Raw genomic sequence first — 16,767 nt, forward strand, 5'->3', positions numbered from 1 at the left:
GACGCGGAGCGATGCGCACATTGCATCTAGGTACACCCTTGCCCGGCATCCAACGCGATTCCCCTGCGAGAGCGCGAAACCTAGCGTCAATGCCATGAACGTCATCGAGGTCAAGAACCTCCACAAGCGCTACCCCAACCATGTGGCGGTGGACGATGTGTCGTTCGAGGTGTCGGCCGGCGAGATCTTCGGCATCCTCGGCCCCAACGGCGCTGGGAAGACCACTACCGTGGAGTGCGTCTCCGGCCTGCGCACCCCCGACAGTGGCGCCATCCGCGTCGCCGGCATCGACCCCTACACCGACAGGGCCGCCCTTCGCCGGGTGCTGGGCGTGCAGCTGCAGAGTGCCGCGCTGCCGGAGAAGATCAAGGTGTGGGAGGCCATGGACCTGTACGCCTCCTTCTACCCCGACCCCGCCGACTGGTCGGCCCTGCTCGATCAGGTGGGGCTGGCCGACAAGCGCGACACCACCTTCGGCAAGCTGTCCGGCGGTCAGCGCCAGCGCCTGTCCGTCGCTCTCGCGCTGGTCGGCAAGCCGCGGATCGCGGTGCTCGACGAGCTCACCACCGGGCTCGACCCGCAGGCCCGCAGGGACACCTGGGAACTGGTCGAGCAGGTGCGCGACTCCGGCGTGACGATCGTGCTCGTCACCCACTTCATGGAGGAGGCCGAGCGGCTCTGCGACCGGGTCGCGCTCATCGACGCCGGCCGCGTCGTCGCCACCGACTCGCCTGCCGGGCTCATCGCGCGGGTGGGCGGCGAGCAGCGGGTGCGCTTCAGGCCGTCGACCCCCGTCACGGACTCCGTACTGCTGGATCTGCCCGAGGTCAGCGACGTCAGCAGGAGCGGCGGGCAGGTGGTGGTGACCGGCACCGGCAACCTGGCGCACGTGGTCACCCTCGCCCTGGCCCAGCAGCAGATCATCCCCGGCGACCTGCGCATCGAGCAGGCCACGCTGGACGACGCGTTCGTCGCGCTCACCGGAAGGAAACTCGCATGAAGAAGATCCTGCTCGTCGAGACCAAGTTGCTCCTGCGTGACTGGCCCTCCAGCGTGTTCAGCATCGCCCTGCCCGTCGGGTTGCTGCTGATCCTGGCGCAGATTCCCGACCTGGCGAAGCCCGATCCCGCGTTCGGCGGCCAGCGGTTCATCGACGCCCAGCTGCCCGCCCAGATGGTCCTCCTCTCGTTGCTGACGATCTCCTTCACCATCCTGCCCGCCGTGCTCACCGCCTACAGGGAGCAGGGCGTGCTGAGGAGAATGGGCACGACGCCGGTGCATCCCGGACGGCTGCTGAGCGCGCAACTGCTGATCAACCTGGGCCTCGGGCTCCTGTCCAGCTTCCTGGTGATCACGCTCGGGCACCTCGTGCTCGGCTCACAGGTGCCCGAGCAGCTCTTCGGATTCGTGCTGGTCTTCCTGCTCGGCACCGCCGCGATGCTGGCCATCGGGCTGGTCATCGCCTCGGTCGCGCCCAACAGCAAGTCCGCGCCCGGCATCGGGTCGATCATCATGTTCCCGCTGCTCTTCCTGGCGGGGATGTGGATCCCGCGCGAGATCATGCCGGACGCGCTGCGCACGGCCAGCGACTATTCGATCGTCGGACCGTTCGTCAACGCCATGCGCGACACCTGGGCAGGCGACTGGCCGCAGCTCCCGCACCTGGCCGTCATGGCCGTCGGGCTGGTGCTGTTCGGCGGGCTGGCCGTGCGTTTCTTCAAGTGGGAGTAGCGCTAGGCCCACACGGGCCGGGCACCCGTGACGTTGAGCATCAGCGAGAAGAGCGAGGACGTGGCAGCGATGAAGAGCCTGTTGCGCTTGGGGCCGCCGAACACCAGGTTGGCCACGTCCTCCGGCAGGTGGAGCCTGCCGATCAGGGTCCCGTCGGGGTCGAAGCAGTGCACCGCCTTGCCCGCAGCGGCCCACACCCGGCCCGTGTCGTCCAGGCGCATCCCGTCGAAGCCGTCGCCCTCGCCGCCCTCGGCGAAGACCTTGCCGCCGGACAACGTGCCGTCGTCGCGCACGTCGAACACCCGCAGGTGCCGCCTGCGGGTGTCGGCCACGTACAGGAGCCGCTCGTCCAGCGAGAAGGCCAGGCCGTTGGGCCGCACGAAGTCGTCGGCCACGACGCGCACCTCGCCCGTCGCCGGATCCACCCGGTAGACGTGGCAGCCGTCGATCTCCGGCTCGGCCTTGACCCCCTCGTAGTCGCTGGTGATGCCGTAGGACGGGTCGGTGAACCAGATGGACCCGTCAGAGCGCACCACCGCGTCGTTGGGGCTGTTGAACCGCCTGCCCTCCCAGCGGTCGGCCACCACGGTGACCGAGCCGTCGTGCTCGGTCCGGGTGACGCGGCGCCCGCCCTGCTCACAGGAGATCAACCGGCCCTCGCGGTCCAGCGTGTTGCCGTTGACGTAACCGGCCGGCTGGCGGAAGGGGCCCACCGCGCCGGTCATCTCGTCCCAGCGCAGCATCCTGTCGTTGGGGATGTCGCTCCAGGCGAGGAAGCGGCCGGCGGGGAAGTAGACCGGACCCTCGGCCCAGCGGGCGCCGTGGTGGAGCCGCTCGATCCAGGAGTCGCCACCGACCGCGGCGAACCGCTCGTCCAGCACCTCGAAGCGCGTGGGAATGGCGTCCATCATGTCCGAAAGCAAACCTTGCCCAGGCTTGCCTGCGCAAGTTGGGCGTAGGGTGCTCCAATGATGGTCTTCGCCCACATCAGCGACATCCACATCGGCGGTTCCGAGGCGAGCGCGGATCGGGCGCGGCTCGTGATGCGCCATCTCTCGACGCTCCGGCTCGACGCCGTGGTGGTCACCGGCGACATCGCCGACCACGCGCTCGCCGAGGAGTACGAGACGGCCGCCGAGATCCTCAGCAGCGACGTGCCGCTGATCGTCTGCCCGGGCAACCACGACTCGGTGCCGGTGTTCGAGAAGCTGATCGGCCCGGCCAACCAGGTGCTCAGGCTCGACGAGGTCACGATCGCACTGGCCGACTCCAGCGTGCCGGGCCAACCGCATGGCTATCTCGCCGACGAGACGCTGGCCTGGCTCGACGAGGTCCTGTCCGAGCGGCCCGGGGTTCCGGCCTTCGTGGGCATGCACCATCCGCCCGTCGACCTCGGCATCCCGTACGTGGACCAGATCAAGCTCGTCGAGCCGGAACGGCTCGAAGCGGTCGTGCGCAGGCATCCGCACGTGGCAGGCGTGCTCGTGGGGCACGCGCACACCGGGGTGTCCACCACGTTCGCCGGCGTGCCGCTCGTCATCGCCCCCGGCGTCATCTCCACCTGCCTGACCACCGTCGAAACGGACGGCTTCCCGCTCGACTACGAGCTGCCGCCCGCCTTCGCCCTGCACTTCTTCGACGGTGAGCGGCTCGTGACGCATTTCCGGCCGGTGATCCTCAAGTAATCTTGAGGATGTGACCAACGTGGCATGGAACTCCAAAGAGCTCACCGTCGGCCAGCTCGCCGAGCGCAGCGGCGTCGCCGTGTCCGCCCTGCACTTCTACGAGGCCAAGGGCCTGATCTCCAGCCGCCGCACCGCCGGAAACCAGCGCCGCTACACCCGCGACACCCTGCGCAGGGTGGCGTTCGTACGGCTGGCGCAGCGCCTCGGCATCCCGCTCAAGACCATCAAGGACGCGCTCGCCGGGCTGCCGGAGAAGCGCACGCCCACCCGCGACGACTGGTCGCGGCTCTCGGCGACCTGGCGCAGGGAGCTGGACGACCGCATCGAGCAGCTCCAGCGGCTGCGTGACGACCTCACCGACTGCATCGGCTGCGGCTGCCTGTCGCTGGACCGATGCGCGCTGGCCAACCCCTACGACCGGCTGGGCACCGAAGGACCGGGGGCCAGGCGCATCGACACCCGCATCTGTCCCCCGGCCTCCGACTGCCGCTAACCCTTGGCCGGCGGCACGATCAGAATCGGCCGGTGGGCGTGGTGCAGCACATGGTTGGAGACGCTGCCCAGGAGCACCGAACGCACCCCGGCCAGCCCGCGCGAGCCCGTCACGACCAGCGAGGCGTCGATCTCGTCCGCCACGTCCACGATCGTCCGCCAGATCGACTCGTAGTCGGCCACCGCCCTGGACGTCACATTCCTGAGCCCCGCCTCGGCGGCCAGCTCGGCCCCCTCCTTGGCGTACTGCTCCGCCTGGGCCTGCGCCTCACCCGTGTCCTCCGCGATCGCGAGGCCCGCCAGCGGATATCTGCGCAGCTGCACCAGCAGCGGCTCCCACACGGTGACGACGACGGCGGCCTCGGCCGTCAGATGCCGGCCCGCGAACTCGACCGCTGCCCGCGCGTCCGCCGAGCCGTCATAGGCGATCAGGATGGTCATGGCGTGCTTCCCTTCACATGGCTTCTCTCTTTGAAGCGCCGCGAAGATCGGACGGGATTCCGGCAGCCCGTGTCGCCTGCGTCACACCTTCGACCGCAGCCGCAGCACCGTCCCCGTCACCATGACCAGGGCGAGCAGGCTCAGCGTCCACGGATCGCTCGCGTTGCCGCCGAGGTTTCTGTCGATGATGTGCGAGACGGCGTGCACGACCGTCCCGACGGCCCCCGCCAGCAGGCCCACGAACAGCGCGTCCTGCCAGAACAGGGCGCCGATCAGCGCCGCCGCGATGCCGAGCTGGAACGCCCCCGCGTCGTGGAAGAGGTGCAGGTTGAACGGCGGGAAGGTGGCCACGATCTCGTAGAAGCTCCGCGGCCAGCCGAACGCCCAGATCCCCCCGGTGAGGAACGCCAGCGCGCCGACGGCCACGATCGCCTTGGTCAATCTCAGTTGGTCATACCAACAGGACTGACGAGCATGGCGTTCTGTGACACTTCCCGGCATCCCCCGGTTCGACGCCGAACCGGCCGCACGCGAACTCGGCCTGGTCTACGACGGCCCCTGCCCCGGCGGCCAGGTCGGCGCCGCCTACGTGCGCGGCCCCGACGGCCGCCGCTCGGTCCTCACGACCGGGCCGGACGTGCGCGAGCTGCTGGAGCCCGCCCGCGCCGCGGGCGTCCCGGTGCCGCGCTACGAGCTGGTACGGCCGCCGCTGATCGTCCAGCAGCTGCTACCCGGCTCCACCCCGCGCGCTCTCTCGCCTGCCACGATCCGCTCGATGGTCGAGACGAACCGGCGCTGCCGAGGCATCCTCGCCACCCGCCACGACCTGCCGGCACTCGCCCTCTACCTGCGCGGGGACGGCCCCGGCTTCTGCCTCCACCAACCGCTGCGCGACTACGACCGCCGCACCCGCAGGCTGCTCGACCAGGTGGAGGAGATCGGCGCCGCGATCCCGGAGACGCTGGACGGCGACGACCTGGTGCACACGGACTTCCATCCGGAGAACGTGCTCGTCGACCATCCGGAGAACGTGCTCGTCGACTCCTCAGGCGCGGTCACCGGGGTCATCGACTGGGACGGCGCCACCCGCGGCGACGGCCGCTTCGACCTGTTCACCCTCCGCTTCGACCTGGCCCACCGGGCGCCGGAGCTGGCAGCGCTCGTGCCGGACTCCGGCGAGGTGACGCCGGCCTGCTGGGCGCACATGAGCCTGCGACTGGTGGACTGGGCCATCCGCCACTTCACCGCCGACGAGGTCACCGCCTGGCTGGAGGTCGCCGAGCGGCTCAGACCCACATGAACGGGTCCGTGATCAAGCGAGCTGCCGGGCTAGCGGGCCGGCTCGGCCTTGTCAGCCACCCCGGCCTGCCCGCCGCAGAACACCTCCTTCAAGAGCTTCTCCAGGGCCTTCGGGAACTCCTGCGCCGGGTCGATTGCGGCGTCCCCGGTGGTCACCGAGGCGGTCAGGGTCCTACTGCCGTCGGGCGAGCTGTACATCAGCGCCCCGTAGCCCCCCGGCGGGCTGCCGTTGTGCTGGAGGACGGTGCCGCCGCAGTTCGGGCCCAGGTCCTGCACGAACAGCCCGAGGCCGTAGCTGAGCTTCCCGTGCGGCTCGCGCATCTCGGCCAGCAGCGGGGCCGGGAGGAGCTTGCCCCCGTTCAGCGCGGAGATGAACGTATGGAGATCCTGGGTCGTCGAGACCATGTCACCGGCGCCGGCCAGCAGGGAGAGGTTCTGGCGGGCGACGTCGACCACCTTCCACTGGCCGGCGTCCTGGTAGCGGTAGTAGCCATGGGCATGCGGCCCGGGGAGCTGCGTCCGGGCGCCCGGCACCACGGTGCCTCGCAGCCCGAGCGGCCGCAGGATCCGCCGCTTCACCTCCTCGGCGTGCGAGCGGCCGGTGACCTTCTCGATCAGCAGTAAGGCCAGCGTGTAGTTGGTGTTGGAGTAGCTCTGGTCCGTCCCCGGCGCGAACCGCGCCGGCTTGGACAACGCCAGCCGGACCAGCTCCTGCGGCCGGTAGGTGCGGAACCGGTTGTCCACCCACTCCTTGCCCACCGCGGGGATCCCCGGCACGAACGTCCCGTCGTCGTAGTACTCGCCGGTGTAGTTGAATACCCCGCTGGTGTGCTGCAGCAGCATCCGCACGGTGATCCGCCGGTCCAGCCCGAGCTCGGGCAGGTAGCCGGCCACCGGGGCGTCCAGCCCGATCCTGCCCTCGGCCACCAGCTGCAGCACCACGGTCGCGGTGAAGGTCTTGGTGACGCTGCCCACCCAGAACCGCCCGTTCGTCGGCGGCTTCGCGGTCTCGCCCAGCTTGCGCACCCCGGCGCTGCCGACCCAGTCGCCCCGCTGATCGTGCACGCGCAGCTGCACCCCGGCGAAGCCGGAATCGACGATCTCCTGGATGGCCTTCTGCAGCTGCGGGCGATCCTGCCCGGCGGCGGCCTTGCCGGCCACGGCGGGTGTGGCCACCCCGGCCAGCAGCGTGGCCGCCAGCGCCGTGACCGCCACTCGCCGGAAGACCCGCGGCATCCGGACTCTGTCGTTCTTGATACTCATGCCATGTCCCAGGTGATCGGGAGGCTCTTGACCCCGTAGATGTCCGCGGTCTCCGGGCGCAGGGCGACCTCTTCGGCAGGTACGGCCAGGCGCAGCGTGGGGAAGCGGTTGAGCAGTGCGGGGAGTGCGACCCGCATCTCGACGCGGGCCAGCTGCTGGCCCAGGCACTGGTGGATGCCGTGGCTGAAGGCCAGGTGCCCGCCGTCCTGCCGGCGCAGGTCGAGCACGTGGGGGTCGGTGAAGCGTTCGGGGTCGCGGTTGGCGGTGTTGAGAGACAGGATGACCGTCGAGCCGGCCTCGACGGTCTGGCCGCCCAGCTCGACGTCCTCCAGCGCGACCCTCACGAACTGCTTGGCGACGCTCAGATACCGCAGCAGCTCCTCCACGGCCTGGTCGGTGAGCGCGGGCTCGGCGCGCAGCGCCGCCAGCTGCTCCGGGTTCTGCAGCAGCGCGAAGGTGCCCAGCGCCAGCATGTTGGCGGTGGTGTCGAACCCGGCCGCCAGCAGGATCAGGCTCATCCCTTTCAGTTCCTCGTCGGTCAGGTCGCTGTCGAGCAGGTCGCTGAGCAGGTCGTCGGTGGGGTTGGCGCGTTTGGCGGCCACCAGCTGGGCGAGGTAGGTCTGGGTCGCGGTGTAGGCCGCGATCAGTTCCTCGTCGCTGACCTCGCCGCCGAGGAACTTGTCGATGTGCTCCTGGAAGGAGCCCCGGTCTTCGTACGGCACGCCCAGCAGCTCACAGATGACGATGGCGGGGATGGGCTTGGCGAAGGCGGTCACCAGGTCCGCCGACGGCCCGGCCTTCTCCATCGCGTCCAGGTGCTCGGCGGTGATCTGTTCGACGCGCTCGGTGAGCAGTCGCATTCGCCGGACGGTGAACTTGCCCACCAGCGGCTTGCGGTAGCGGCTGTGCTGCGGCTCGTCCATGAGGAGGAACTCGCCGGGCGGCGCCGCAGGGACCTCGATGTCGCCGTAGTCGACCAGCGGGTGGTGGCGCATGAGCTCCTTGCGTGAGCTGAACCGCGGGTCGGCCAGGACCGACCGGACCAGGTCGTAGCCGGTGATCAGCCAGCCCTGGTGCCCGTCGGGGAAGGGCAAGCGGCTGATCGGGCTGTGCTCGCGGGCCTCGACCAGCTCCTTGGGCGGGTCGAAGGGACAGCCGGGCTGACGCGCGGTCGGCAGCGTGGTGACGGTGTGTTCCATGGTCATTCCTCTTGTCGGCACGGCTTAGCGGGTGGACTCGCGGTTGAACAGCTTCTTCGACCAGAGGTAGCCGCCGAGCGCGATGGCGACGCACCAGCCGACCGCGATGACGGCGTTGTTCCCGATCGGCGTGCCCATCAGCAGGCCGCGCAGGGTCTCGATGAGCGGCGTGAACGGCTGGTACTCGGCGAACCAGCGCAGCACGGTGGGCATCGAGTCGGTCGGGACGAACCCGCTGCCCAGGAACGGGAGCAGCAGCAGCGGCATACCGACGTTGCTCGACGACTCGACGGTCTTGCTGGCCAGGCCGAACGCGACCGACAGCCAGATGAAGGCGAAGGCCATCATCACCAGGAAACCGATGAGGGCGAGCCAGTCGCCGGGCCCCGCCGACGGCCGGAAGCCGATGAGCAGCGCGACGCCGATGACCGCCGCGATGCTGAGCATCGTCTGGATGAGGCTGCCGATGACGTGTCCGGTCAGGACGGACACACGGGCGATGGCCATCGTCCGGAACCGGTCGACGATGCCCTCGGTCATGTCCGTGGCGATCGAGATGGTGGTGCCCTGGACCGCGGCGGTGATCGTCATCAGGATGATCGCGGGGGTGACGTAGTTGACGTACTCCGCACGTCCGCCGGAGACGCCGCCGAGCCCGGCGCCGAGCGTGCCGCCGAAGACGTAGACGAACAGCAGCAGGAAGACGATCGGCATGCCGATGAGCGTCAGTGTGATGGACGGGTAGCGCACCATGCGCTTGAGGTTGCGGCGAAGCATCGTCGCCGAGTCGGTCAGGGCGTAGGACAGAGTGCTCATCGTGCGGTCACCTTCTCCTTGTTGCCGGTGAGAGCGAGGAAGACGTCGTCGAGGTCGGGGGTGTGCACGCTGAGCGAGTCGACCTCGACCGCGTTCTGGTCAAGCCGGTCGATCAGCGCCTTCAGCGACCTGAGGCTGCCGTCGTGCGGTACGCGCAGGACGAGGGTGTCGCTGTCGCGGGACACCTGGCCCACGGCGCGCGCGGCGGATTCGACGTCGCGCTCGTCGGCGAACCGCAGCAGGACGTGGCCGCCGGGAATGCGCCGCTTGAGCTCGTCCGCGGTGCCCTCGGCGACGATCTTCCCGTGGTCGAGCACCGCGATCCGGTCCGCGAGCTCGTCGGCCTCCTCCAGGTACTGGGTGGTGAGGAAGATGGTGACGCCACCCGCCACGAGTTCCCGCACGATCTGCCACATGGCGCGGCGGCTGCGCGGGTCCAGCCCGGTGGTCGGCTCGTCGAGGAAGATCACCTGCGGTGAGCCGACCAGCGTCATCGCGAGGTCGAGCCGCCGCCGCATCCCGCCGGAGTAGGTCGCCGCCGTCTTCTTGGCCGCATCGACGAGGTCGAACTGTTCGAGCAGCTGAGCGGCCCTGCGCCGGCCCGCCTTCCGGCCGAGGTGGTGCAGATCCGCCATCATGGTCAGGTTCTCCTGACCGGTCAGCAGGTTGTCGACCGCCGAGAACTGGCCGGTGACGCCGATCGCGGCACGCACCGCGTCCGGCTCGGCGGACAGGTCGTGACCCGCGATCCGCGCGCTGCCCCCGTCGGCGCGGATCAGCGTGGACAAGATCTTGACTGTGGTGGTCTTGCCGGCGCCGTTGGCGCCGAGCAACGAGAAAACGGTGCCACGCGGGACGTCCAGGTCGACGCCGTCCAGCACGACGTGGTCGCCGTACGACCGGCGCAGTCCGGTCGCCGTGATCGCAGATTGGGATGGCATGGTCATGAGAACTCCTTCGAGATCTGGTCAGGAACGACGGACGGTGATGTCGCCGAACGACGTGTGCGCGTGCACTTCGACGGTCTGCTCGGACTTCTCCGGTGCTTCGCTGAGATCGTCCAGCGAGTTCTTCACCCGCCCGTACGAGGTGTTCAGGTCGAGCCATGCGGCGGTGCCGGCGGCGACACCGATTTCGAGGTGGCCGGTCGAGGTGCGCAGCGTGATGGTGTCGCGCGTGACCTGGCCGACGCGAATGTTTCCGTTGGAGGCCTTGGCTTCCACCATGGCGTCGGCCCGGTCGACGGAGATGTCGCCGTTGGCCGAGCGCACCCGAAGTTCGCCGGTGACGGTGCCGATGTCGGTGTTGCCGTTGGAGTTCTTGATGGCGGCGGTGCCGCCGATCTCGCCGATGCGCACGCGCCCGGTGCCGGTGGAGACATCGGCGTTGCCCGCGACCGATTCGACGGTGATGTCGCCACCGGAGGTGCCCAGTCGAAGCGGCCCGGTCCGGTCGAGGCGGAAATGCCCGACCGACGTCTTGAGCCGGCACTCCCCCAGCGTGCCGGCGCCGCGCAGGTCCGCTGCCGACAGGTCCGCGTGCACGTGCGAGCCGGTGGGAAGTTCGATCAGCACGTCGACCGACCTGGTCTTCTTGGAGAAGTCGGCAATGCGGGCCTTCGGCCCACGGACCGTCAACGTGCCGTTGGCGTACTCGACGCGCGTCTTCTGCGCGGCGTCCACATCGGACTCGTTGGACTCGTCGCTCGGCCGCACCTCGACGACGGTGTCGGTCCGGTCGCTCGCGATGATCTGCACGTCTCCGACGGAGATCTCGATCGTGGCGGAAATCGGTTCAGGCGTGGCGAAAACAGGCATGGCTATCTCCTTGGCATGGGTCAGAAGAACATCTCCGCTGGTCGGAGATGAACGAAGAAAGTGGTGCTGGGTGCAGCGTGAGCTAGCGAGCCCAGCCGGTGTGACGCTGCGCGATGAGCTTGCCGCGCCGGTCGGAGCCGTGGTCGCGCTCCGGGGCACGCAGCGAGGTCGAGGCGGCCCGCACGAGCCAGGCGTTGAGCGAGCGACCTTCCTTGCCCGCCGCCTCCTCGATCGCGGCCTTGAGCTTTTCCGGGAGGCGGACGTTGATCCGTGCCACTGGGCCGTCCTCGAAGCTCGCCACGGCGTCGTCAGCCGACACCGCGCCCAGATCCGAGGTGTCCTCGAGTGGCTTCTCCGCCTGCTGAACCGTCACGACGAAGTTGGGGTCACGTCCACGCAGGTGCACCTGGACCGAACCGGGAGCCAGGTCTCGGGTGATCTCGTCGGCAGCCGCCGACAACGCCTCGAGCAGGGTGAGCCGGATCGCCGACTCCATCGACACGGTCAGCCGCTCGATCAGCGCACTGGCGTCACCATCGCCGGTCTCGACGGCGGTCAGCAGCTCGCGACCGAGGGAGGCCACATATGGGGTCAGGTCCATGGCACCACTATGGCACACCATGATGCCATCAGCAAGCCATAGTGGCTCAGATTGGCATCACTCCGGCTCAGGCTGGATGTTCAAGCCGATCGCGACACGTGAACTCGCACGTCAGAGGGGGCGCTCCGACGCGGCCTAGTGCTGAGCCATGTCCACGAAGCGGCTGTAGTGGCCCTGGAAAGCCACCGTCACGGTGGCGGTGGGGCCGTTACGGTGCTTGGCCACGATCAGGTCGGCCTCGCCCGCTCGCGGGGACTCGCGCTCATAGGCGTCCTCGCGGTGCAGAAGGATGACCATGTCCGCATCCTGCTCGATGCTGTTGTGGGCCGAGATCCCGTTCGCTACGAAGTTGTGGGTGCCGAGGACGGTGGCGTCGTAGACCGGCTCCTCGCCCAGGCTTTCGATGGAGGCCACCTCGTCCCAGAACACGTCGTTCACCGCCAGCATCTCCAGGTCGGAATCGTGGAGGATCGCGGCCACCCTGCCCAGCCGTTCCCGGCTCGGCGCGTGCTTCCACTGGGTGCTGCCGCAGAACTGGGTACCCAGCTCTGCGGCGAACTGCCGGTGAGTCACGCCCTGTCCTGCCAGGACGTCTCGTACACGACCCCATACCTCACGGGGAATGGTGTCGTTGTTGGTGTTGATCACGCGGTGCTCCAGTTCAGCGACGCACCTCTCGGCCTGCTTGGATCGCTCTCCGTGGACGCCGACATCCCGCAGAAAGCGGAGCTGGTTTTCCGCGCCGTAGATGTACAACTGGAAGCAGGGCCGGTGATTACCCTTGCGGGTCTCCTTCATCTGTGAGGCGATACCGTGCCGTAGGAGAAGTTGCGAAACATCGTCCACGAGGCGGCGGCTTGTCGAGGCGTAGTAGACACGAGCCTGGCCGATCTTCTCGTCCCACCAGACGCATCCATCGGTCGCCCACAGATGCCGTAGGAACAGCGCGGTCTGGTCTTCGGGTAGGGAGAACAGGCCGCCTGGGAGGAACTTCTCGTGACTGCGGAGCCCGAACAGTCCGAGTCCGTCGAGCCATGCGGCAATCGGATTCCGCTTGCCGTGGGTGAGTCGATAGGGAGCCGGCAGTCGCAGAGTGGTGACACGAGCGGCGGGGTAGTCGTCTCGGATCGCCGTGATGCCGAAGTGCTGTGCCGCTTCGGCCACCGCCTTCAGGCACGCCTCGTCCTTGCTCGCGTAGCGGATCGGCTGCCTCTTGACGAATGAGCCATCTCCGATCATGTGCCCGAGGAGAACGATCTCTTCCTCGGGCCACGCCTTCGTATGTTGCGGAGCGGGGATGCGTCGCGGAACGGCCAGGCGCTCGCCTGGGGCGAGCTCCCCCAGCGGGAGCCAGCCTTCGTAGGTCATGAAGGGGTGATTCGCGGTCGCCTTGACCTCCCGGCCAGACTTGAGCTTGAGTCGGAAGACTTCCTTCACCCCGCTGGGGAACACGTGTGTCATGGTCCGCTGGACCAGCCGGAGCCCGTCGTCGAGCGACCACACCGGGATGTCGCGCGCGCCCGCCTCCAGAAGGTCGCCCAGTGACACCTCCGCGCCGGTGTCGGCCCGCAGGATGCGCGTGTCGGCGGTCAGGCACCCCGACTCACGCAGGTCGCTCACCATGGGCCGCTTGTCCGTGCGCTGCTCGGGGCCACGGTTGAGCTGGGAGATCGCGATGACCGGGACCTCCAGCTCCTTGGCCAGCAGCTTGATGGCACGGGAGATCTCGGACACCTCGTTCTGGCGGCTCTCTGTCTTCTTCGGCGAGCTCATCAGCTGGAGGTAGTCGATGATCACGAACCGCAGGTCGTTGCGCTGCTTGAGCCGCCGGCACTTGGCCCGGATCTCCATCATCGACATGTTGGGCGAGTCGTCGATGAACAGCGGCGCCTCGGCGACCTCGCTCATCCGCCGTGCCAGCCGGGTCCAGTCGTCGTCGCCCATCATGCCCGAGCGCATCGCGTGCAGCGCGACCCTGGCCTCGGCGGACAGCAGGCGCATCGTGATCTCGTTGCGGGACATTTCCAGGGAGAAGATGACGGTGGTCATCCCGTTCTTGATCGCAGCGGACCGCGCGAAGTCCAGGCCGAGAGTGCTGTTGTGGGTGGGGATGCAGGCCCGGCCGGCCAGGTACATGTGGTCGGGGTTGTCCACCTGGACGCAGCGCACCGGCCGCGTCGGGATGGGCCGGACGTCCACGATGTGGCGCACCAGCGTCGACGGGTGCGCCTCGTCCACCTGCCTGTCAGCCTTGCGGGGCAGGCGGAAGACCCTGTCCGGCGTGGTGAAGCCGATCATGTAGGAGGACGCCTCGGTGCGCCTGCTCAGCGTCGCCCTGTAGCCGAGGCTCAGGATCAGCTCGTGCACGTCGTGAGCGAGCCGCCGGCTCGTCACGGCGAACTGGATCTGCCCGTCCTCGTTCACGTACCCGTCGGAGTCGAGCAGGCCCGCGAGCAGATCACGTCGCTGTCGCTCCGAGCCGCGCAGGTAGAGCCCCGGAATGTGCTTGTCGTTGAGTACGCCCAGCGTGCGCAGGATGCGGTGGATGCCGCTCGATGCGTCAGCCGGCTCAGGAAGAGAGAGGTCGTAGCCGATCGTCGGCCCGACCCGCTCGACGCGCAGCCCCTCGGCCTGGAGGGTCGCGATGATCTCGGGGTCGAGCGTGGTGACGCGCGCGCCGGCGCCGAGCCAGATCCCCAGTGCGTAAGCGGAGAGCGGGAGATCCTGCTCATCGAGGTGGAATGCTCCTGACACCGCTACGGCATGGTTGGGCCGCCGGTCCGCGGACGAGCATCGCAGCGTGGCGGCGATCTCCTCGGTGGTGACCACGCTCCTGTGCTGAGCCGTCGTGGCGGCATCCGTCGGGTTCGTGTGCCATGCGTGGCTTCGGACCGGACCGCCCACGGCCACCGGCAGCCTGCCCAGAGCCCTCCTGGCGGCTCGCGTGACGGTGCGCCATTGGTGCTGGGCGTCCGCCACGATCACTGTGCCGTCGCTGAACTCCACCTCATAACAGGGCCTGCCGTGCATGACGCCGGTGGCCGCGACGACGCGCGTCGGCCTGCCGTCGGCGTCGATGAGCTGGTCGCCGACCCGGACCTGCCCCATGGTCGTCCAGCCGGTCGGCGTCGGAAGCGGCGTGTCCAGCGCGAGCGCCTTGCCGATGGCCGGTCGGGCGGCCACGACGATCATCTGGCCCGGATGGAGACCGTTGGTGAGCTGGTCGAGGTCCTGGAAGCCGGTGGGGACGCCGACCATCTGGCCGCCCCGGCTGCCGATGGCCTCCAGCTCGTCCAGGGCGCCCGGCATGATGTCGGCCAGTGCGGCGTAGTCCTCGGAGGTGCGGCGCTCGGTGACCTTGTAGATCTCCGCCTGGGCGCGGTCGACGAGGTCGTCGACCTCTTCGTTCTGGCCGCCGTAGCCGAAGGAGACGATGCGGGTGCCGGCCTCGATGAGGCGGCGCAGGATCGCCTGCTCTCTGACGATCTTCGCGTAGTAGCCGGCGTTGGCGGCCGTCGGGACGACGGCGGTCAGGGTGTGGAGGTAGGCGGCGCCGCCCACCCTGGCCATCTCGCCGCGCTTCTGCAGCTCGTCGAAGACCGTGACGGCGTCGGCGGGCTCCCCCCGGCCGTAGAGGTCGGTGACGACGTCGTAGATCATCTGATGGGCGGGCCGGTAGAAGTCGTCGGACCGCAGGATCTCGACCACGTCGGCGATCGCGTCCTTGGACAGCAGCATGCCGCCCAGCACGGACTGCTCCGCGTCGATGTTGTTGGGTGGTGTGCGCTCGAAACCCGGGCCCGCGCCCACCTCTTCGTCAATGCTCACCGCGCCCCCTCAACAGCTTGCAGGCGGTCGCACCACCCCCACTTGTAGTCGACCGGTGTGACAGTTTCGCGGCTCGCCGCGCTGACGGCAACGCGGCCTGTGGACAACACTGTGGACGAGCTGTGCATGAACGGGCTGAACGTGTGAAAGGCCTGTGGACGACCCTGGGGATAACTATGAAAGAGATCCACCGAAAGTGCTCTGACCTGGAAGAACAGTATCCACCGGCTGTGGAGGGAAGAAAGTTGGACCGCCACGCCGGGTAAGGGTCATAATAGACGAATGCCCATTACACGTCAGGACCGGGAGATACTCCGCCTAGCCGTGCCCGCGTTCGGGGCGCTGGTCGCGGAGCCGCTCTTCCTGCTCGCCGACTACGCCATCGTGGGCCACGGGCTGGGCACCACCGCCGTAGGCGCGCTGGGCGTGGCGGGAGCGGTCCTGGCGACGCTGGTGAACCTCTGCGTCTTCCTCGCCTACGGCACGACCGCCTCCGTGGCCCGGCAGACCGGAGCCGGCAACCACGACCGGGCCATGCGCAGCGGTGTGGACGGCATCTGGCTGGCGCTGGCCATCGGCGCGGCGCTGATCGCCGTCTGCTGGCCGCTCGCCCCGGCCATCGTGGACCTGTTCGGAGCGGGCCCAGAGCAGGCCGAGCAGGCTGTGACGTACCTGCGGATCAGCCTGCTCGGCGCGCCCGGGATGCTGGTCGTGCTGGCCGGCACCGGCGTGCTGCGCGGGCTCCAGGACACCGTCACGCCGCTGGCGGTGGCAGTGGGGTCGTTCGTGCTCAACGCGGTGCTGAACGCCTGGTTCGTGCTCGGCCTCGGCTGGGGCATCGCGGGATCGGCATGGGGGACGGTGCTGGCGCAGACGCTGGGCGCCGCCGTGTACGTGATCGTGGTGGTTCGGGCGGCGCGACGGCTGCGTACCTCGCTCAGGCCCGATCCTGCCGGGGTCAAGCAGGCGGGCACGGCCAGCTTCGCCCTGCTCATCCGCACCATCTGCCTGCGGATCGTGCTGCTGGTCGCCACGGTGATCGCCACCAGGATGGGGCAGGCCGAGCTGGCGGCCTACGCCATCGCCACCCAGGTCTGGACGATGCTGGCCTTCGCCCTGGACGCGATCGCCATCGCGGGCCAGGCCATCACCGGGCGCGCGCTCGGCGCCGGGGACGTCGCCGCGACCAGGGCCGCCACCAGGCGGATGGTGGTGTGGGGCGGCTGGTCGGGTGTGGTGCTCGGGCTGGCCGTGCTGGCGGTCCGGCCGCTGCTGCCGGGCCTGTTCGACGCCGACCCGCACGTCGCCGCGCAACTCCTGGCCGTGCTCTGGCCGGTGGCGCTGTTCCAGCCGATCTGCGGCGTGGTGTTCGTGCTGGACGGCGTGCTGATCGGCGCGGGCGACCAGCGCTACCTCGCGTGGGCGGGGGTGTGGACGACGCTGGCATACCTGCCCGCCGCCCTCGTCGCCGCCGGTTTCGGCATCGTTGCACTTTGGTGCGCGCTCGGGGTGTGGATGGTGGCACGTTTGATCACGCTGGGCCGGCGGGCCGTGGGGACGACCTGGCTGGTGACCGGGGCGTAACCGAACCGTGC

Annotated in this window: 16 protein-coding genes; 6 read left to right on the forward strand and 10 right to left on the reverse strand. The window is 69.0% G+C overall.

Annotated features, from left to right (window positions below):
• Nucleotides 1-94: 94 nt before the first annotated feature.
• Both V5E28_RS23825 and V5E28_RS23830 read left to right on the forward strand, forming a co-directional pair.
• Nucleotides 95-1,000, forward strand: coding sequence for an ABC transporter ATP-binding protein (locus V5E28_RS23825; protein WP_336209254.1), 906 nt, complete (start codon nucleotides 95-97; stop codon nucleotides 998-1,000).
• Nucleotides 997-1,731, forward strand: coding sequence for an ABC transporter permease (locus tag V5E28_RS23830; RefSeq protein WP_336209255.1), 735 nt, complete (start codon nucleotides 997-999; stop codon nucleotides 1,729-1,731). The genes V5E28_RS23825 and V5E28_RS23830 overlap by 4 nt, the downstream gene beginning before the upstream one ends.
• A 2-nt stretch (nucleotides 1,732-1,733) precedes the next feature.
• On the opposite strand, the gene V5E28_RS23835 is transcribed toward V5E28_RS23830, so the two are convergent.
• Entirely contained in the window at nucleotides 1,734-2,642 is a 909-nt protein-coding gene (locus V5E28_RS23835; RefSeq protein ID WP_336209256.1) for an SMP-30/gluconolactonase/LRE family protein, read from the reverse strand.
• A 57-nt stretch (nucleotides 2,643-2,699) separates the two neighbouring features.
• On the opposite strand from V5E28_RS23835, the gene V5E28_RS23840 reads away from it, so the two are divergent.
• Nucleotides 2,700-3,416, forward strand: coding sequence for a metallophosphoesterase (locus V5E28_RS23840; RefSeq protein WP_336209257.1), 717 nt, complete (start codon nucleotides 2,700-2,702; stop codon nucleotides 3,414-3,416).
• 10 nt (nucleotides 3,417-3,426) lie between these two features.
• Nucleotides 3,427-3,909, forward strand: coding sequence for a redox-sensitive transcriptional activator SoxR (soxR, locus tag V5E28_RS23845; RefSeq protein WP_336209258.1), 483 nt, complete (start codon nucleotides 3,427-3,429; stop codon nucleotides 3,907-3,909).
• Here soxR and V5E28_RS23850 read toward each other — a convergent pair.
• Together V5E28_RS23850 and V5E28_RS23855 are read right to left on the reverse strand one after the other, a co-directional pair.
• Nucleotides 3,906-4,349 (reverse strand): universal stress protein, encoded by a 444-nt coding sequence (locus V5E28_RS23850; RefSeq protein WP_336209259.1) that lies wholly within the window; start codon nucleotides 4,347-4,349, stop codon nucleotides 3,906-3,908. The two genes, soxR and V5E28_RS23850, sit on opposite strands and share 4 nt — an antisense overlap.
• 81 nt (nucleotides 4,350-4,430) lie before the next feature.
• A complete protein-coding gene (locus V5E28_RS23855) occupies nucleotides 4,431-4,790 on the reverse strand; it encodes a hypothetical protein (protein WP_336209260.1) in 360 nt (119 codons plus the stop codon).
• A gap of 43 nt (nucleotides 4,791-4,833) precedes the next feature.
• On the opposite strand from V5E28_RS23855, the gene V5E28_RS23860 reads away from it, so the two are divergent.
• A complete protein-coding gene (locus V5E28_RS23860; protein WP_336209261.1) occupies nucleotides 4,834-5,649 on the forward strand; it encodes a phosphotransferase family protein in 816 nt (271 codons plus the stop codon).
• A 29-nt stretch (nucleotides 5,650-5,678) separates the two neighbouring features.
• Here the strand turns inward: V5E28_RS23860 and V5E28_RS23865 are convergent, their stop codons facing one another.
• From V5E28_RS23865 to V5E28_RS23895, 7 genes are all read right to left on the reverse strand, one after another.
• Nucleotides 5,679-6,911: a serine hydrolase domain-containing protein gene (locus V5E28_RS23865; protein ID WP_336209262.1), complete on the reverse strand. Its 1,233-nt coding sequence runs from the start codon at nucleotides 6,909-6,911 to the stop codon at nucleotides 5,679-5,681.
• The gene (locus V5E28_RS23870; RefSeq protein WP_442945857.1) at nucleotides 6,908-8,110 is read right to left on the reverse strand and encodes a cytochrome P450; all 1,203 of its coding nucleotides are present in this window, start codon (nucleotides 8,108-8,110) and stop codon (nucleotides 6,908-6,910) included. Before V5E28_RS23870 ends, V5E28_RS23865 begins: the two co-directional genes overlap by 4 nt.
• Before the next feature lie 24 nt (nucleotides 8,111-8,134).
• Nucleotides 8,135-8,926 carry an ABC transporter permease gene (locus tag V5E28_RS23875; protein ID WP_336209264.1) on the reverse strand — a complete coding sequence of 264 codons (792 nt, stop codon included), beginning with the start codon at nucleotides 8,924-8,926 and terminating at the stop codon, nucleotides 8,135-8,137.
• On the reverse strand, nucleotides 8,923-9,873 hold the full coding sequence (locus tag V5E28_RS23880; protein ID WP_336209265.1) for an ATP-binding cassette domain-containing protein: 951 nt from the start codon (nucleotides 9,871-9,873) through the stop codon (nucleotides 8,923-8,925). The genes V5E28_RS23875 and V5E28_RS23880 overlap by 4 nt, the downstream gene beginning before the upstream one ends.
• A gap of 21 nt (nucleotides 9,874-9,894) precedes the next feature.
• Nucleotides 9,895-10,902 (reverse strand): DUF4097 family beta strand repeat-containing protein, encoded by a 1,008-nt coding sequence (locus tag V5E28_RS23885; protein ID WP_336209266.1) that lies wholly within the window; start codon nucleotides 10,900-10,902, stop codon nucleotides 9,895-9,897.
• A complete protein-coding gene (locus V5E28_RS23890; RefSeq protein ID WP_336209267.1) occupies nucleotides 10,826-11,344 on the reverse strand; it encodes a toxin-antitoxin system HicB family antitoxin in 519 nt (172 codons plus the stop codon). The genes V5E28_RS23885 and V5E28_RS23890 overlap by 77 nt, the downstream gene beginning before the upstream one ends.
• Before the next feature lie 135 nt (nucleotides 11,345-11,479).
• On the reverse strand, nucleotides 11,480-15,172 hold the full coding sequence (locus V5E28_RS23895; protein ID WP_336209268.1) for a replicative DNA helicase: 3,693 nt from the start codon (nucleotides 15,170-15,172) through the stop codon (nucleotides 11,480-11,482).
• A gap of 282 nt (nucleotides 15,173-15,454) precedes the next feature.
• On the opposite strand from V5E28_RS23895, the gene V5E28_RS23900 reads away from it, so the two are divergent.
• The gene (locus V5E28_RS23900; RefSeq protein WP_336209269.1) at nucleotides 15,455-16,756 is read left to right on the forward strand and encodes an MATE family efflux transporter; all 1,302 of its coding nucleotides are present in this window, start codon (nucleotides 15,455-15,457) and stop codon (nucleotides 16,754-16,756) included.
• The last annotated feature ends 11 nt before the right edge of the window (nucleotides 16,757-16,767 follow it).

This window comes from Nonomuraea sp. LPB2021202275-12-8 (assembly GCF_037044575.1).
Taxonomy (GTDB): Bacteria; Actinomycetota; Actinomycetes; order Streptosporangiales; family Streptosporangiaceae; genus Nonomuraea.

Coding starts and splice junctions, on each gene's coding strand:
- V5E28_RS23825 (WP_336209254.1), top strand. CDS start 95: ATGAACGTCATCGAGGTCAAGAACCTCCACAAGCGCTACCCCAACCAT.
- V5E28_RS23830 (WP_336209255.1), top strand. CDS start 997: ATGAAGAAGATCCTGCTCGTCGAGACCAAGTTGCTCCTGCGTGACTGG.
- V5E28_RS23835 (WP_336209256.1), bottom strand. CDS start 2,642: ATGATGGACGCCATTCCCACGCGCTTCGAGGTGCTGGACGAGCGGTTC.
- V5E28_RS23840 (WP_336209257.1), top strand. CDS start 2,700: ATGATGGTCTTCGCCCACATCAGCGACATCCACATCGGCGGTTCCGAG.
- V5E28_RS23850 (WP_336209259.1), bottom strand. CDS start 4,349: ATGACCATCCTGATCGCCTATGACGGCTCGGCGGACGCGCGGGCAGCG.
- V5E28_RS23865 (WP_336209262.1), bottom strand. CDS start 6,911: ATGAGTATCAAGAACGACAGAGTCCGGATGCCGCGGGTCTTCCGGCGA.
- V5E28_RS23870 (WP_442945857.1), bottom strand. CDS start 8,110: ATGGAACACACCGTCACCACGCTGCCGACCGCGCGTCAGCCCGGCTGT.
- V5E28_RS23875 (WP_336209264.1), bottom strand. CDS start 8,926: ATGAGCACTCTGTCCTACGCCCTGACCGACTCGGCGACGATGCTTCGC.
- V5E28_RS23880 (WP_336209265.1), bottom strand. CDS start 9,873: ATGACCATGCCATCCCAATCTGCGATCACGGCGACCGGACTGCGCCGG.
- V5E28_RS23890 (WP_336209267.1), bottom strand. CDS start 11,344: ATGGACCTGACCCCATATGTGGCCTCCCTCGGTCGCGAGCTGCTGACC.
- V5E28_RS23900 (WP_336209269.1), top strand. CDS start 15,455: ATGCCCATTACACGTCAGGACCGGGAGATACTCCGCCTAGCCGTGCCC.